Genomic DNA, 580 nt, shown 5'->3' with positions numbered 1-580 from the left:
ATAGGAGCCAAGCCGATCCTCGGTCGGATCCGGCTGCCAGCGCGTGATCGCAAGCTCGCCCCAGCGGCTATATCCAGAGCCGGTCGCGGTGACCATGACCGAGTAGCGGCCATTGGACATGACGCTGGTCGAACGCAGCGCCTTGAGCGGGTTGAGCACGATGCGCGTATCGGGGCTCTCGACTTCCGTTTCGTCCTTCGACCGTTCGTCGGCCTCGGTCCTGACGGTGGCGGTCGGGATGTCGCGCGGCGCCCTTTCCTGCAGCAGCAACTCGGCCGACTCGATCACCGGATCGCTGTGGAAGCGATCGCGCAGGCGTCCTTCGAAGATAGCGTCGGCAACGGCGGCGATCGACATGCCGGAATGGTGGGCCATGTAGTTCAGCACGACGACATGATCGGTGCCCTCCGGCACGCGCTGCGGCGTGAAATCGACCGCATCGTAGAAGCCGTGCCGGCCAAGGGCGCCGAGCTGCCTCAGCCTGGCCAGGTTCTGCACCGATTCACGCGGGGTGAACTGCGCCGCCAGCACGGTCGCATAAGGCGCAATCACCGTGTTCTGGCCAAGACCTCGCTTCAGG

1 protein-coding gene is annotated in these 580 nt (G+C 65.3%); it reads right to left on the bottom strand.

Annotated elements, in window-relative coordinates; genetic code table 11:
- Window positions 1–580 (bottom strand): glucoamylase family protein (locus tag EOA13_RS37430; RefSeq protein WP_164780677.1); only part of this gene is annotated, 580 nt, incomplete at both ends.

Source organism: Mesorhizobium sp. M7A.F.Ca.US.011.01.1.1, from assembly GCF_003998295.1.
Taxonomy (GTDB): Bacteria; Pseudomonadota; Alphaproteobacteria; order Rhizobiales; family Rhizobiaceae; genus Mesorhizobium.
Note: the sequence above shows the minus strand (reverse complement) of the source record. Positions and strands in the feature narration are given on the sequence as shown.